Genomic DNA, 13,273 nt, shown 5'->3' on the forward strand with positions numbered 1-13,273 from the left:
GCTCCTGGTGTGCCTAGGGATCACGGTGATCGGTACCGCCCTCATGCTCGGTGTCGTCGGCTGGCGGCTGGCACGTTCCCGCCGGGCGCCGATGGCGTGACGTGTCACTTTCAGCGGATTTCGGCAGGTGAGGGCCCAAGTACCGGGTGGATCTGGATCTCGCTTGCGAGCGCGTCGAATCAAGTGCGCGGCGCCCACGGCGGCGAGGTCGAGTACGTGGGGCTCATCTACCGGGCCGGGACGCAGATGTTCCACCTGCTCCACATCGCCGACCACGAGGGCGGCTGGGAGTACACGCTGTCCGGCGGGTGGCCGCTCGCCCGCGACGAGGAGGCCGTCGAGGCGTTTCAGGCGAAGGTCGCCGAGCACATCCACGCCTGACCCCGGATATGGCAGCACCTCGGCACGCACGAAACGGGCAGCGGTGGCAAATGTGCGAACTGTCACATTGAGCACGACTCGTGGGTGGCGGCCGTGAGCCACTGGTAATCATGATCACACCAATGGCAAACGAAAGGATATTCGTGCGCACACGTAAGCTGACGACCCTCCTGGCTGGTGCGGCCCTGGCTGCCTCTACCACGCTGCTGGCGGGCGCTGCTCCGGCCGGCGCGGCTGGACCCTGCGGCAGCAGCTACTCCCGGATCGGCGTCTACAGCATCGGCATCGAAAAGTACGGGTACCGTACGGGCATTCTGGAGGTGTACTACAGCTCCAGCACCGGCAAGAACTGCGCCCTGACCTACGGCGACGGCCCTTACGCCAACACCACGAGCTGGAAGGGCGTCGTGATATCGAGAGGCGACGGCAGCGGGAAAGACCCCGACGCCGACAATTACAAGTACTACGCTGGCCCCGTGTACGTCTCCGCGCGCGGCCAGTGTATCGACGTGGAAGGAATCTCCCCGTCGTGGACGAGCGTCAAGCTCAACAACGTGCACTGCGGCTGAACCACTTCTGAACGCCAAGTGGCTGCTCGCTCGGGATGAGGCCCCTTGCAGGCGAAGGTCGCAAAGCGCATCCACGCCTGACCCGGACATGAAGAGAGGCCCACCGCGCGGCTGTGCGGCGGGCCTTTCTCCCCCAGGCGGTTCGGGTCTAGCTGGCTACTCGACCTCGACGGCCTCGTCCTCGGCCGTGTCGTCGGCCTCGGTCTCAGGGTCGGTGGTGGCCACCGGCTCGTGGTCGTTCAGCTCGTGATCGTTGTACTCCGGCATGGGGCCTGCCTTTCGCGAGGAGGTTCTATGGCCCTCACAGGATGCCGTGCCCGTTGGCGGTTCCGCATACATTCCGCCGAACTGGCACGTTGGCGGTGCCGCCAACGGTTGCACCCACGCGATCATGTGTGTCGCACTTCGTGCGGGCGGCACCCCTATGCCCATGTGGACCCCCTTTGAGCTGGGCATAAAGCGGAGCGCGGGACTGGCCGCGTTTCTGCCGGTGCGTGTGCCGCCCCTCTCCTATTCGGCCGACGCCGTTCGCGCGTCTACGGCCATCTCAGCGCGTCGATCATTCCGGGACGAAGCACCAAAAGCGGGGTGAACTGTTGGTGATCGCCCAACCTGTCACCTGCTCGACCTGTTTGTCACCTGGATGGCATGATTCCCATCCATTCTGTCAACGCGCAGGTCGTGTCCGTCTCATGAAAGTTGGCGCATCCGCTGAACCAGGCGCGTCTTACCTAGAGGCTTTGTACGATCAAGCGGTGAAGAAGGGTGCATTAGCGAGATACGAGCAGCCTGCCGCAGAGGTAGCAGTAGCGCTGTTCATGGATTTGCTCCTGCTCGCAGCCGCATGGTTCATCATCGGCCGAGCGGTCGATCGTGGCGTGCTGTGCGATGGATTCAGCGTGCTGTGCTCCGGCGGCGACCCGACACCTGCACAGTGGCTGGCGGAGATGAGCTAGCGCTCCACGGTTGCCTACACGTCGTACGCGGTCGTGGCCCTCGTCCTGGTCATGAGCGCCGTGATCGCGTGGCGGCATGGGCACAAGGCTGTCGTGGCCATGCAGTGCGTGTCGCTCACGGGCGTAGCGCTGCTTGCTGTCCTGTGGGAGCCGTACATCGGACTCCATTGACCTTCCGACTTTAAGGGCGCCTACTGTGCGCGGCCCAGTCGATCGCCCATACGGTGTGCCGTCGTGAGCGACACGGGTTTCATGATCGCACGCCAGGTCACCGGAGACGTTCGCAACCGCGCACCATCTCTCCATGAGACAGCCTGCTCGGCGACTGTCTCACTGATGTTGGCGCTCAGCAGGTCAGCGCCGTGATCACGCGCCAAGCTCAGTGGACAGGACATCGTGGTCCGGTGGCTGGTCCAGACCGGGGTTCTGCCAACTTGGGTGAGCACATCTCGGCTGGCTCTGCTCAACCAAGTTGTCAACGCACAGGCCACAGCCTCGCCCTGTGACATCTTCACCGAGCACCAACATGAACGTGACCCCGTACACTCCCGTGACCGCCCGTGGGGCTGCCCGCCGACTGGAGCGGGAGCCATGCACCATCCGCAAATGGGCGTCCCGCTACTACGCCCGCGTCCTCGGCCGCGCCGGGCGGGAGACCGTGTACGACTACGCCGACCTCGCCACCATCGAGTGGTGCATCTGGGCCGGCCACCCTTTTACCCGCCACGCCGGAGGACCGCGACGAGCTACGCGCCGCCCGCCGAGCCGCCGCAGCATGACTGTCAAATGACGCGCTACCAGATTCGTCGGCAGTGCTCCGGCGTTCACGCCGGGGGTGAAGCCGACCAGCCCGCGTAGCGGGGCAGGAATAGCCGATTCGCCGCCAGGCGAATCGGCGTCCACCGCACGCGAAGCTGGCCATCACGCGCACCCCGTTCCCACGGCACTGATCTCGCACGCGGTCACGTACGCCCGATCGAGGGGGAGCGTCACCTCGTGCGTGGTCCGCCCGTCCAGGGTGCGGTGCACGTCGATGCCGTACTCCTCCACGTAGAACGCGAGAAGCGGGCTGTCGTCGTCCTCCCGAGCGAGATGAGGAGCGTCGTGCCGGGCTCGGAGGCCGCGAGCAGGTCGATGACGCTCACGACGGCCATCGACGCGAGCCGGATCGGCTTGCCCGAGACGTTCAGCACGATCGTCCCGCGCGGGGCGTCGGCCGGCGCCGGCTTCACGTCCAGGTAGGTGCCGTCCGTGCCGGTGTAGGTGGGGTTCGTCGTGTCACTCGTCGTGGGCCGCCTCTGGGTTGCCTTCGACGCAGGCGGCCAGCTGCTCCCAGGTGTGCTGGGCGTACAGCTGGCCGCAGTGGCAGAGAGCCAGGATGGTCTCACTCACCGCGGGCCTCCTCGATCGCCGCGCACACCACGGCGCACTGATCAGCCGGGACGGTCACCTGACAAGTCCGGCCCTGCCGCCGGTCGAGCGTGAATTCCGCGCCCTCCTCGCCGATCACGACGTGGAAGGACCACATGAAGGGCTCGATCGCCGCCCGCACCGCGTCGGACCGGTCGTGCGGGATGGTGACCGAGGCGTTGGCCTGGCACGCCGGGAAGGCCACCGCCAGCGCCAGGCCGTCCGGCCCCGAGGTGGCGACGAGCGACAGGTGGCCGTCCGGGTCGTTGATCGTGAGCGTGATGCTGTCGTACGTGACATCGGGGCCGAGCATGCCGAGCAGCAGGTTGAGGTCGTCGGTGTCCAGCCCGAAGAGGATGCCGGACACGTTGACGATCACTCCGCCGGGCGGGGCGTCCGGGAGAGCGTCGATCACGTCGAAGTAGGTGCCGTCCGGGCAGACGTAGACGGCGGTGTCGAGGAACGCGGCGGTACCGAGGTTCATGGTGGTGTCTTTCGCGAGGAATTGGACGCCACCGTACGACCGGCACCTACATCATGTCGGGCATCCGCACGAAATCGCCGGGACGTGCTGGAGCCAGCGCTGCACGGCGTCACGGCGATGCCGGGTCCGCTGACGGGGGAGCTGCCTGCACACGCGGTGTAGCCGGTTCTCATGCTGGCGTACACAGCGGTCCGCGAATGAGGCCTCCGGCGGGGGTCTGCCATTCCTGTCCCATGCGGATTAAGATCCACCGTGGGAGAATAGGAGTGAGTCATGGCCCGAGTGCTTGTTCTGACTGGCGATGCGGCGGAAGAGCTGGACTCCATGTACCCCGTCTTCCGGCTCCGGGAAGGGGGCCATGAGGCGATCGTGGCCGCCCCCACCACGCGTGCGGTAAAGCTGGTGGTCCACGACTTCGAGCCCGGCTGGGACGCCTACACCGAGAAGCCCGGCCATCAGCTGCCGGTGGATCTTGCGTTCGCCGACGTGCACCCCGAGGACTATCAGGCGCTGGTGATCCCGGGCGGCCGTGCGCCGGAGTACATCCGCACCGATCCCGACGTCGCCCGTATCGTGTACTACTTCTTCGAGCGCGGCCTGCCGGTGGGCACGATTTGCCACGGCCCGCAGGTGCCGGCCGCGCTTGGCCTGCTGCGCGGCCGTACCACGGCGGCGTTCCCGCCGTTGAGGAGCGACATGGAGATGGCCGGTGCGACCTTCATGGACGCCCCCGACGTGGTGGACGGCGCGATGGTCTCCTGTCGTGGCTGGCCGGACCTACCTGAATGGTCGCGTGCCTTCATGCGCGTGCTGGAGGGCGCGAACGTGTCGTTGTGAGATCGTTTTTCGACGCTCGTACAATCATGCTCTGATGTAGCCAAGAACGTTGGCGGTTCCGCCAACAAGAGCGTGCGATCGCGAGTGGATCACTCTCCTCGCGAAAGAGATGATCATGAGCGAATCTCACAGCAGCGCATCCCGCGTCGCGACGTTCACCCCTCAGGGCGCGTTGCGTCCCGATTCCCCCGGACAGGTGTACGGCATCACCTACGCCGAGAACGGCGAGATCGTCGGTCGCGGGTTCGCGCGTTCCGATGAACTGGCCTCCTGGCACGAGGATCTGACGGCTGGCGGCTGGACGGTCAAGGGCATCTACGAGTTCGGCGTCCGGTACACCGACGACACCGGTCAGTCGGGCATCGCCTACGACCCGGACAAGTTCGACCCGCATGACCGCGCCTTCGCTGACATGCGCACCCGGGGTATGCGCACGGCGCAGGAGGACCGCGATATCCCGAAGGATGCCACCCTCATGCGCCGGCTGCCGGCGGGGAGTGGGAGGAAGACCCTGGCTGGGCGGCCGAGCTCCGAACCTGGGACGAGCTCTGCGCCCGCATCGAAGCCGCGGCCACCGAGGAGGAACGGCGGGAGGCCCGCGCTGAGCTGGACGCCCGGGTGGAGTTCACCACGACGGCGCGCGAGACCGGCCAGATCACGGTCAAAGTGCGCGACTACTCCGCCGAGGCCCCTCTGGGGTGTCGGCCTGACCAACCCGGTTGTCCGCAGCATCGTCATCTCCGCGTACTGCGTGGTGTGCGGCACGCCGCGCGGCATGCCCCGGCAGATCCACCAGTGCGAGGACGGCGTCCACTACTGGCCGCATGTTTGGGACAATCCGTGTGGCCACGTGGACATGTACGCCGCCGTCGTCAAAGAAGCCAAGGAGTTCGCCGCCACAAGGGCAGGTGACGTCCGATGAGCGGAGCCCGCGAACCTGAGTGGTCGACCGATGTCAGACTCCGCCGGAACGGGCGGATGGTCTCCCTAGAGGTTGTCACCCTCATCACGGTTGAGCTGACCGCTGACCAGATGGACAACCTCACTCGCGCCGCGCACGACCTCGGGATGCAGAGGCACGAGGTTCTGGCCATGTTGGCGGGCCGGGTGCAGGTGGAGTCCGCCGGCCGGGGTCTACCTGGCGGGCGAGGACGAGGCGGGCGCTGAGGCTCGATGACGGTCATCTGCACTCGCCACGAATACACCTACGTGGCTGCGCCCGAGGTGAAGCCCGGCCACCGGATCGTCTACACGACCGCGCCGGGGCGTGGGCCGGGGACGCTGGCCATCGACTGCGACACGCACAAGGTGGTCGAGCCGCTCAAGCGCCACAACCGCCCCTGTGGGTGATCCAGTGCGAGCGCGAGGTGTTTTTCAGCGAGCACGAGCACGCTGGAGTGCCCGTCGCCAACCCGAACCTGATGGACGACGGCATCGAGGGCGGTGGTGCCTGATGGCTCTCACCGAGGCCGAGCGGCTGGAGCGGATCGCGTCGCTGATCTCGCCGTGCCCGCCGCTGAACGTCTGGGACGGCTTCGACCTGTGCCCGAACGATGGGGGCATCTTCCGCCTGAGGTTGAACATTCATCCACTCGGGGCTGGGCGACGAATACCGGTTGTTCGGTAAGTCGATTCGATCCTGGGGGATACCTCATGCGAAGATCTCTGGTCCACCCTCGCTTCTCCGCCTTGGCGCTCGCGTTGGGCGTGCTGCTGGCCGCCGCGCTGATGCTGGCGGGCGGCTCGAAAGTGTCGCAGGCCGTCCAGTCCGAGTTCGCGCAGGGCTCCAACGCCAAACCGACCGTCCTGGCAGAAGGCGTACAGGGCATGAGGAAGCCTCTGGAGCCGTGACCGTTGTTCCCGCTCGGGTGTGACTGAGCAAGAATGATCTTCGCGTGCTGGCAGAATGCGGACTTGCCAGCACGCGCGGGGATGCTCATCATGGTGGCCGCTCGCGGCCTAACTGACCTGGCCTGATGGCCTGCGTCGCTCGTGAGGTGAGGCGCTGATAATCGCTCTCAGTGCCTCACCTGTCTCACGACAAGATCACGAAATCCTCCCGGCGCGCGTGTCCGCACTTCGCGCTCGTCTCCGGAAGACATAGGCATGGACCTGCGTACCGGGTGACGAACTGCCCATGATCCCCCACACTTGCACCGCGGCCGGTTCCGCCGCGGCACCTAGGGTCGCTCGACGCGGGCCGCCTCGACGCTCCGACAGGCGAGGCAGTAGCGATAGAGGTCCACCCGGGTGAGCGTGCCAGCCGGGTTGTACCGCTTTTTGCAGTAGGCGCGCCAGCGGCCGGTGGCCTCGAGATCGGCGCCCGCGTCCTGGCACTTGCCGCACGCGTTGGGGTTGGAATGCGAGGAGTCGTAGTAGTAGCCGCCGCTATACGGGCCGTCCCCGCAGGGGACCGCAAGTGCCGCGTCCGATCGCGCCTGGCCGGCGCTCGCGTTCGCGGTGCCGCCCATTATCAGCACGACGGCCGTGCCAAGCATGGCGGCCGTGCCCAGCGCGACGCCTGGCTTCTTTAAACGCGATCCTGTGGATGCCATGTCCGCTTCCTCCTGTTTCCAGTTCCTCCTGTTTCCAGCATTCATTCTCAGCGCGGGGAACCGGGCTAGACAGGGCGGCGACAGGGCATTGGGCGGACTCTTGCCGGTGTGCTGCTTCGCCCAGTGCCAGAAGGAGCGCAGAAACCCAGCTCAGACTAAGTTTGGCGGCTCTCGCATAGTTCTCGGCACCCGTGTATAGCAAGCCCGACACCATCTCGTAGGCAGCTCGACGCGATCACTGCTTGAAGCGCGGCACCTTCTTGTACCGGTTGCGCAGGGCCTCCGCCGGGCCCCCTCCCTCAACTGTGGTCTCGCACAGGTACGCGGTCGCGGGCGGCAGGACCGAGGTCGCGGCGGCGTGCGATCCTCGCCGGATCATGCTGGGCGGGACGCGAGAAGCCTGCAACCGAGATCGAGGAGAGCTGGCGGTGCCGCCGATCGGCGTGCGCGGCCCTGCTCGCGCGGGCCGACCGGGAAGCGCGGGAGGCGGGGAACGGCTGAACCGCATCCGTGCTGAGTTGCGCGCGGTCGCCCAGGGCGTCGTGGAACTCTTCCATGTGTTCGATGTGGTCTCGGTCGCGGGGGCGCCGTGGCGGTGGCGTGTGATTGACACCGCTTCCCATGAGCGGATCGCTGCTGTGCGCGCGGGCCAGCGGAGGGTCGGAGCCGATAAAATGATCTTCGCGTGCTGGCAGAATGCGAACCTGCCGGCACGCGCGGGGATGCTCATCATGGTGGCCGCTCGCGGCCTAACTGACCTGGCCTGATGGCCAGTGTCGCGCGAACGGTGAGGCGCTGATAATCGCTCTCAGCGCCTCACCTGTCTCACGACAAGATCGCGAAATTCTGGTGATCATGTGTCGCACTTCGTGCTTGTCTCCGGAAGACATAGGTATGGACCTGCGCACCGGAGATGAACTTCCCATGATCCCCCGCACCTGCACCTGCGGCCGGGCCTTCTGGCCGCAACCGGGTGACGGTGGCTACTGCGGCATCTGTGAATTACCAGAGATCGGCGGGACGGACGTGTACGACGCACCCGACAACGTCTCGTAGCACCTCGACCCAATCACTGCTTAAAACGAGGCGCCTCCCCGTACCGGTCACGCAGCGCCTGACCATGGGGTCTGATCCCTGCGCAGCGAGGGCATTCCTTCAGGGCGACATCGACGCTATCGGAGATATTCGTCAAGTATCTGCGGTCAATCGCGCCCGAAGAGGCTCGATATGGAACCGCATAGCAATGACCTGCTCGGACACGGCTTAGTGCACGATCCGGTTCCGATGTTCCTCGGCCCCGTGTCGCCGTAGGGGCCGATTCAGCAGAGGCCCTTGTACCAGGCGTACTTGATATCGTATGTATACCCGAGAAGGGTGATCCCAGGCCGGACGCATTGGTCGTATCCGGGCCGATCGAAGGTCCGTTCGACGCGGATGAGGACGTTGACGTTGGAGTTGCAGTGGTTGTATCTGGCGACGGCGCCCTGGGGGTCCCAGCCGCAGGCGAATGCCCCGGCCTCGGCTGTGCTGCCAGTGGTCGCGGTGGTGCTGGCGTACGCTGGCACGGTGGTCAGTGCCAGGGCGGTCAACGTCCCGCCGATCGCCTTGAGGATCTGTGTACGCATATTTCTCTAGTGCCTCTTTCGTGTTGTGCCGGAATTTCGTCAAAGCTATCTACCGGATAGAGCCTCGCACTACCGAAATTCCTGCCAAGCACCGTAGGTTTGCTGCCAAAATCTTCCAGTCGGCGTCACAAGTCAGCGTAGGAGCACAGCGGGATAAACAGGTTCTTCGTAGCCGACGTGACCGCCGTAACCGTGCACCCCCATGGCGTTTTCTAGGCCTCGTACCGCGTCCACAAACCGAGTGGACGGAAATGCCCGCTCGGCGACCGGTTCTGGGTTCAGGTGTGCTGTGGAGCTCGCGCCGCCATGCGCCCACGCTGGTGTCCGGGCCGCCTTCTCACGAACCGACCCTAGCGAGGACCTGATGCGCCGTATCGAACACATGCCCCTCCCCGAGATCGCCCGCGCTGTCAGGAATCCAAAAGAACATGACCTCCCGGCCATCAGACGGTCGATCGAGGCGTTTGGCTGCACCCTCGCCGGGGAGTTGGACGAGCGCACCGGCCGCCTCGTCGCCGGGCACGGGCGCCTGCACGTCCTGGAGGAAATGGCAGACGACGGCAAATCCCCGCCCGAAGGCGTGCGCGTCGGCGACGACGGCGTGTGGCTGGTGCCCATCCTCCGCGGCTGGACCTCCCGCTCCGACGCGGACGCGGAAGCGTACCTGGTGGCGGCGAACCTGCTGACGGAACGCGGAGGGTGGGATCACGGCATGCTCGCCGACATGCTCACGGACATCGGGGCGGCCGACGAGGCGCTGTTGGCCGCGGCCGGGTACACGAGCGACGACCTGGCCGACCTGGACGAGCTGGCGCCCCGCGATCCCGAGCAAGCCCCGCCGAACCCCGTGACGGGGCCGGGGCCGGCCGAGCGGGTGGAGCGCCGACCGTGTGGGGCGTCGTCGTCACCTGCGAGTCGGAGGCCGAGCAGGTCGAACTCCTGGAGCGGCTGAGCGCGGAAGGTCACTCCGTCCGGGCGCTCATGTAGGCCGATCGTTCGACGCCGTCCTCATCGGCGTGTCCGTTCCTGACGAGCACGGGCAGCGCCGCATCTACGTGACCAACGAATGGCGGTGGGACTCCCGCGCGCAGAGGCGGCAGCTCACTGACGCCGAGTACTCGATGCGGCTGGGGGAGTGGCTGGACGGCATCCCCGACACGTACGGGCCGGGCACGAGAGGCGTCCGGCCAGCGTGGTTGATCGTGGACCCGTCCGCCGCGTCGTTCGTCACGCAGCTGCACCACGATGGGTTCCGGCCCCAGCAGGGCGACAACAGTGTGTTGGACGGCATCCGTACCGTCTCCAACCTGATGGCGGCCGACCATCTGCGGGTCCACGCGTCCTGCCGCGACCTCCTCGATGAGATCGTCGGCTACGCCTGGGACGACCGCAAGGCGGAGCGCGGCGAGGACGCGCCCGTCAAGGAACACGACCACAGCGTCGATGCTCTCCGGTACGGACTTCACACGACGCAGGCGGTGTGGATGCGGCTGCTCGAACCCGTCCCTGCCTACTAAGCACCTATCCGGAAGTTCTGCTTGTAACTGTGTGTGAGATCGCCGGAGCGGACGGGCGTTGACAAGGGCCTCGCCGGGCGTTGGATCGAAGTTTCCTACATCGTCCATCTGCCCGGCAAGGTCGTGGTCGGTATGCGCCCGGCTGCGGCCTTCGGCCACCGCATGATCTTTGTTTGTCGACGCAATACTCAATCATCGCGGTGGCCGTCCACCTCTATGCACCGGATATCTGGAAATCACTCGTGGCCGGGGATGCCGCCCAGATCGCGCCAGATTTCCTTGATATACCAGGGTACGAATTCTCTTCCCCACCGCTTCTCCTTCAATTCCTTCGATACCCCATCCGGCCTCTCCTCCTCCCTCTCCTCCTTCTCTTTCGCGGCGATGATCGCTCGAACTTGCTGCAAAAGGTTACTCAGGGCGATTTCTCGGACATTAGGCGGGATTGCGATGCCCCCTGTGGTTGCGGGTTGAGCAGCTCCCCCGTGCGTGTTGTTGCTGGGGGTATCCCGGGCGGACGCGGCAGACTGCGCCGCAATTGATAGGAACGCCGCCGAGACGGCAACGCAGCACATGCGCATGAAGTTTTGCATCACTAACCCTTCTTGACCTGGCTGGCTTCCTCGTCAGCGATACCCAGCATGTTTTACCTAATGCTCGGACTCGCCCATATGTGGCCGCTTCTATATTCCAAGAAGACCATAAGTTGGGAATGTCTGATTTGTCGCACTGGAAAGTAAAGGAGCTAAATAGAACGCGCGTCCCCGGAGCCCGGTTGTGGCGGCCCGGCCCCGGGGCGCGTCTGCTCCGCGTGGCTTCCCCGTACGCGCGTCGAGCACCCGGCGCGGGCCGCGCCCTTCGGCTGTTGAGGGGCAGCACGAAGGCCGGCCCGCGCCGCTGGACCCCACCCCTGACCTTTGAGGGAGAACGATCGTGGCCGACTTCACGTTCAACATTGCGCTCGGCAGGAGCGTCGAGCTGCTCCACCGCGTCAAGACCGGCGACCCGGCCGGGTCCACCCCGGTCATTGCCGCGCTCGCGGCCGCGGGCCTGGAGAGCGATGCGGTGCTGCGCGACAAGGACACCCTGGCTGACCTGGTGTCGGGCTCCACCAACGAGGTGCCGGTCGGCAACGGCTACGCGCGCAAGACGCTGGTGGCCGCCGACCTGAACGTGGTTGCCCCGGACGACGCCAATGACCGGACGGACCTGGACATCCCCGACCAGACGTGGACGAGCGTGCTCGCCGCCTCGGGCGGCTGGTCCAAGCTCGTCGTCTGTTACAAGCCCGCCGCGGGCTCCACCGATGCGCAGATCATGCCGCTCACCTGCCACGACTTCGCGATCACACCGGACGGGACCGACATCGTGGCGCAGATCGCCGTCGCGGGCTTCTTCCGCGCCACCCCCGTCTAACCAGGCCCAGGGGGCGGCATGCTGCGGAAGAACTCCTTCAACGGGGGCACAGCCGGAACGTCGGTCACCACCGCGAACTCGGGGGGAAGCTCCGGAGACGCGTTCCAATCGGTCAACGGATCCCCCACCTACGTCGCCGCCACGGGAACCCGGGCGCCGCTTGCCGCTCTGCTCAACGACCCCGACACGGTGACGTGGCAGAACATCGTCACGGCCGGGCGCGAGATGTGGGTACGCGGCTACGTCCAGCTCGCGTCACTCCCGGCAAGCGAGGACTTGTTTCTTGAGCTGAACTTCCAGCCGACCAGCGGCTCACCCACCGCCGTGCCGAGCGCTGCCACATTGGCTCGACGTCAGCCCGTTCGCCGCGGTCGAGCGGGCGGCGGTGCCCCCTACCCCGATGAAACCTCTGGCTGCCACAACCAGCCGCGTACCGCACTCTCGACCGCTGGTGGACTCATGCGTGCCGATCCGGTGACCGCCCACCGGGCCCACCGCCGCGGCCGCCCGGAACGCGCGGATCTCCCTCCGCCGATCGGCGGAGGACATGCCCGCCGATCGGCGGAGATGGTGCCCGCGTGGCTCCGCGTACCGGCGATGGTGCGGGGGGCCAGAGCTTCTGTACGCTCTGGCCATGCCAGGTGAGACGTGACGATCAGGCTGGTCATCGCGGACGACCACGCCATGATCAGGGCGGGCCTGCGGCTGGTCGCGGAGAACGCCCTAGGGGTGGAAGTGGTCGGCGAGGCTGCGGACGGGGTGGAGGCCGTCGCCGTGACCAGGCGGCAGCGGCCGGACGTGCTGCTGCTCGACATCGCCATGCCGCGCCTGGACGGCCTGGACGCCGCCAGGATGTTGCTCGGCGATCCCGCCCCGCCGAGGATCGTGATGCTGACGACGTTCGGCCCGCCGGATCCACACCCGCAGCAGCGACCGGATGCTGCCGAGGATGTCGTTGAGCACGGAGTTGCCCGCCGCGTGCGCCAGCGTGAGGTGGAACGCGACATCCGCCTCCACGAACGCGGTGCGGTCCGTCGCCGCCCGCATGTCCGCCAGGTGCGCACGCAGCTCCTCCACCGCGCCCGGGCCGGCCCGCTCGGCCGCCAGCTCCGCGATGATCACCTCGATGTGCTTACGCGCCTCGATCAGGTCGAGCACCTGCTGCTGGCCCAGCATGAGGCCCCAATCTCGCCGACGCTGACGGCACCTTGCCCTGCCTGACCAGGTCGTCGAGCGCCCCGAGCGTCTGCTCGAGAGGCGTGTCCGGATCGGGGTGGTGGGCGTAGTAGAGGTCCACGTGATCGGTACGCAGCCGCCGTAGGCTCTGCTTGCGCTGCTGGAACAGGTGCTGCTGGGACAGCCTCCTGTCGTTGGCCCCGGTGCCGACGGGCTCGGGCGCCTTGGTGGCACGCACGACCTCGTCCCGCCGCCCGGCCAGCGCCCGCCCGAGCAGCTCCTCGGCCGGCTCCCGCTCGGTCCACGGCGGCGCGCCCGGCCGGTCGAAGTGGGGGTTGCCCGCCATT

General features: G+C 66.6%; 21 protein-coding genes and 2 pseudogenes. 15 read left to right on the forward strand and 8 right to left on the reverse strand.

From position 1 onward, the window contains the following. Nucleotides 1-183: 183 nt before the first annotated feature. The 4 genes from EJK15_RS15335 to EJK15_RS15350 all read left to right on the forward strand — a co-directional run bounded on the left by EJK15_RS15335 (nt 184) and on the right by EJK15_RS15350 (nt 2,696). Nucleotides 184-381, forward strand: a complete 198-nt coding sequence (locus tag EJK15_RS15335; protein ID WP_138711097.1) for a hypothetical protein — start codon at nt 184-186, stop codon at nt 379-381. 143 nt (nt 382-524) lie between these two features. Next, nucleotides 525-950 carry a hypothetical protein gene (locus EJK15_RS15340; protein WP_138711098.1) on the forward strand — a complete coding sequence of 142 codons (426 nt, stop codon included), beginning with the start codon at nt 525-527 and terminating at the stop codon, nt 948-950. Between the two features lie 755 nt (nt 951-1,705). Next, nucleotides 1,706-1,906, forward strand: coding sequence for a hypothetical protein (locus EJK15_RS15345; RefSeq protein ID WP_138711099.1), 201 nt, complete (start codon nt 1,706-1,708; stop codon nt 1,904-1,906). 502 nt (nt 1,907-2,408) lie between these two features. Then, nucleotides 2,409-2,696 (forward strand): hypothetical protein, encoded by a 288-nt coding sequence (locus EJK15_RS15350; protein WP_138711100.1) that lies wholly within the window; start codon nt 2,409-2,411, stop codon nt 2,694-2,696. Between the two features lie 131 nt (nt 2,697-2,827). Here EJK15_RS15350 and EJK15_RS76295 read toward each other — a convergent pair whose 3' ends face one another. Beyond that, the gene (locus EJK15_RS76295; protein WP_276615396.1) at nt 2,828-2,956 is read right to left on the reverse strand and encodes a hypothetical protein; all 129 of its coding nucleotides are present in this window, start codon (nt 2,954-2,956) and stop codon (nt 2,828-2,830) included. Between the two features lie 54 nt (nt 2,957-3,010). Between EJK15_RS76295 and EJK15_RS70560 the strand changes: the two genes are divergently transcribed. Beyond that, nucleotides 3,011-3,148, forward strand: coding sequence for a hypothetical protein (locus EJK15_RS70560; RefSeq protein WP_171074321.1), 138 nt, complete (start codon nt 3,011-3,013; stop codon nt 3,146-3,148). Between the two features lie 142 nt (nt 3,149-3,290). Here EJK15_RS70560 and EJK15_RS15355 read toward each other — a convergent pair whose 3' ends face one another. After that, nucleotides 3,291-3,800, reverse strand: coding sequence for a hypothetical protein (locus EJK15_RS15355; protein WP_138711101.1), 510 nt, complete (start codon nt 3,798-3,800; stop codon nt 3,291-3,293). Nucleotides 3,801-4,073: 273 nt separating this feature from the next. Here EJK15_RS15355 and EJK15_RS15360 point away from each other — a divergent pair, with 273 nt between their 5' ends. From EJK15_RS15360 to EJK15_RS15370, 4 genes are all read left to right on the forward strand, one after another. Further along, entirely contained in the window at nt 4,074-4,637 is a 564-nt protein-coding gene (locus EJK15_RS15360) for a DJ-1/PfpI family protein (protein WP_138711102.1), read from the forward strand. Nucleotides 4,638-4,752: 115 nt separating this feature from the next. Then, nucleotides 4,753-5,559 (forward strand): hypothetical protein, encoded by an 807-nt coding sequence (locus EJK15_RS15365; protein WP_138711103.1) that lies wholly within the window; start codon nt 4,753-4,755, stop codon nt 5,557-5,559. Between the two features lie 251 nt (nt 5,560-5,810). Next, the gene (locus tag EJK15_RS70565; protein ID WP_171074322.1) at nt 5,811-5,987 is read left to right on the forward strand and encodes a hypothetical protein; all 177 of its coding nucleotides are present in this window, start codon (nt 5,811-5,813) and stop codon (nt 5,985-5,987) included. Between the two features lie 303 nt (nt 5,988-6,290). Continuing rightward, nucleotides 6,291-6,488, forward strand: coding sequence for a hypothetical protein (locus tag EJK15_RS15370; protein WP_138711104.1), 198 nt, complete (start codon nt 6,291-6,293; stop codon nt 6,486-6,488). Between the two features lie 329 nt (nt 6,489-6,817). Here the strand turns inward: EJK15_RS15370 and EJK15_RS15375 are convergent, their stop codons facing one another. Both EJK15_RS15375 and EJK15_RS70570 read right to left on the reverse strand, forming a co-directional pair. Further along, nucleotides 6,818-7,192 (reverse strand): hypothetical protein, encoded by a 375-nt coding sequence (locus tag EJK15_RS15375; RefSeq protein WP_138711105.1) that lies wholly within the window; start codon nt 7,190-7,192, stop codon nt 6,818-6,820. 235 nt (nt 7,193-7,427) lie between these two features. Next, nucleotides 7,428-7,571, reverse strand: coding sequence for a hypothetical protein (locus tag EJK15_RS70570; RefSeq protein ID WP_171074323.1), 144 nt, complete (start codon nt 7,569-7,571; stop codon nt 7,428-7,430). Nucleotides 7,572-7,620: 49 nt separating this feature from the next. On the opposite strand from EJK15_RS70570, the gene EJK15_RS15380 reads away from it, so the two are divergent. Continuing rightward, the gene (locus EJK15_RS15380; RefSeq protein WP_138711106.1) at nt 7,621-7,959 is read left to right on the forward strand and encodes a hypothetical protein; all 339 of its coding nucleotides are present in this window, start codon (nt 7,621-7,623) and stop codon (nt 7,957-7,959) included. Nucleotides 7,960-8,511: 552 nt separating this feature from the next. Here the strand turns inward: EJK15_RS15380 and EJK15_RS15385 are convergent. Continuing rightward, nucleotides 8,512-8,817, reverse strand: a complete 306-nt coding sequence (locus tag EJK15_RS15385) for a DUF6355 family natural product biosynthesis protein (RefSeq protein ID WP_138711107.1) — start codon at nt 8,815-8,817, stop codon at nt 8,512-8,514. Nucleotides 8,818-9,181: 364 nt separating this feature from the next. Between EJK15_RS15385 and EJK15_RS15390 the strand changes: the two genes are divergently transcribed. Then, a complete protein-coding gene (locus EJK15_RS15390) occupies nt 9,182-9,769 on the forward strand; it encodes a ParB N-terminal domain-containing protein (protein ID WP_138711108.1) in 588 nt (195 codons plus the stop codon). A 64-nt stretch (nt 9,770-9,833) separates the two neighbouring features. After that, nucleotides 9,834-10,334 carry a phage terminase large subunit family protein gene (locus tag EJK15_RS15395; RefSeq protein WP_138711109.1) on the forward strand — a complete coding sequence of 167 codons (501 nt, stop codon included), beginning with the start codon at nt 9,834-9,836 and terminating at the stop codon, nt 10,332-10,334. A gap of 236 nt (nt 10,335-10,570) precedes the next feature. On the opposite strand, the gene EJK15_RS15400 is transcribed toward EJK15_RS15395, so the two are convergent. Beyond that, on the reverse strand, nt 10,571-10,927 hold the full coding sequence (locus tag EJK15_RS15400) for a hypothetical protein (RefSeq protein WP_138711110.1): 357 nt from the start codon (nt 10,925-10,927) through the stop codon (nt 10,571-10,573). A 340-nt stretch (nt 10,928-11,267) separates the two neighbouring features. Here EJK15_RS15400 and EJK15_RS15405 point away from each other — a divergent pair, with 340 nt between their 5' ends. From EJK15_RS15405 to EJK15_RS74515, 3 genes and pseudogenes are all read left to right on the forward strand, one after another. Further along, a complete protein-coding gene (locus EJK15_RS15405; RefSeq protein ID WP_138711111.1) occupies nt 11,268-11,750 on the forward strand; it encodes a hypothetical protein in 483 nt (160 codons plus the stop codon). Nucleotides 11,751-11,768: 18 nt separating this feature from the next. Then, nucleotides 11,769-12,395, forward strand: coding sequence for a hypothetical protein (locus tag EJK15_RS72765; RefSeq protein ID WP_138711112.1), 627 nt, complete (start codon nt 11,769-11,771; stop codon nt 12,393-12,395). Between the two features lie 39 nt (nt 12,396-12,434). Next, nucleotides 12,435-12,599, forward strand: a pseudogene (locus EJK15_RS74515) (response regulator); the annotation flags it as partial. Between the two features lie 24 nt (nt 12,600-12,623). On the opposite strand, the pseudogene EJK15_RS74520 reads toward EJK15_RS74515, so the two are convergent. Then, a pseudogene (locus EJK15_RS74520) lies at nt 12,624-12,926 on the reverse strand (FadR/GntR family transcriptional regulator); the annotation flags it as partial. Continuing rightward, nucleotides 12,883-13,272: an aldo/keto reductase gene (locus tag EJK15_RS15420; RefSeq protein ID WP_138711114.1), complete on the reverse strand. Its 390-nt coding sequence runs from the start codon at nt 13,270-13,272 to the stop codon at nt 12,883-12,885. The gene EJK15_RS15420 and the pseudogene EJK15_RS74520, both read right to left, overlap by 44 nt. Nucleotide 13,273 lies beyond the last annotated feature (1 nt).

Source organism: Nonomuraea basaltis (assembly GCF_005893125.1).
GTDB classification, from domain to species: Bacteria; Actinomycetota; Actinomycetes; order Streptosporangiales; family Streptosporangiaceae; genus Nonomuraea; species Nonomuraea basaltis.